The organism is Streptomyces sp. BR123 (assembly GCF_013401435.1).
GTDB lineage: Bacteria > Actinomycetota > Actinomycetes > Streptomycetales > Streptomycetaceae > Streptomyces.
This window is the reverse complement of sequence record NZ_JACBGN010000700.1, coordinates 1-382: the sequence shown is the minus strand read 5'-3', so window position 1 is coordinate 382 and position 382 is coordinate 1. Positions and strand designations below refer to the sequence as shown.

Genomic DNA, 382 nt, shown 5'->3' with positions numbered 1-382 from the left:
AGTACGATCGATATCCTCGATGCACAGGGCAAGGTGGTCGCCCACTACCACGCGCCCAGTGCCGAGGAGATCGCCGGACTGGGCAATGCCGAATCGGTGATGCTCGGCCGGCGCATCCTCAACGAGACCGCGCGCCTGCTTCCGGACAACGTCGGCAACGATCTGAACTGCAATTCGTGCCACATGGCCGAGGGCAAGCGACCGTTCGGCAACCACTACTTCAATACCGGCGGCGGTGCCTATCCGCGCTACATGCCGCGCCCGGGCAAGGTGATCGGGCTGACCGAGCGCATCAATGGCTGCCTGCAGCGCTCGATGAACGGCAAGCCGCTGCCGAAGGACGCACCGCAGATGCGCGCGATGCTCGACTACATGGCGTGGC

At 64.7% G+C, this 382-nt stretch carries 1 protein-coding gene; it reads left to right on the top strand.

Annotated elements, in window-relative coordinates; translation table 11 throughout:
• Positions 1-382: c-type cytochrome (locus tag HYE82_RS37105; RefSeq protein WP_218783472.1), on the top strand; the 382-nt coding region annotated here is incomplete at both ends.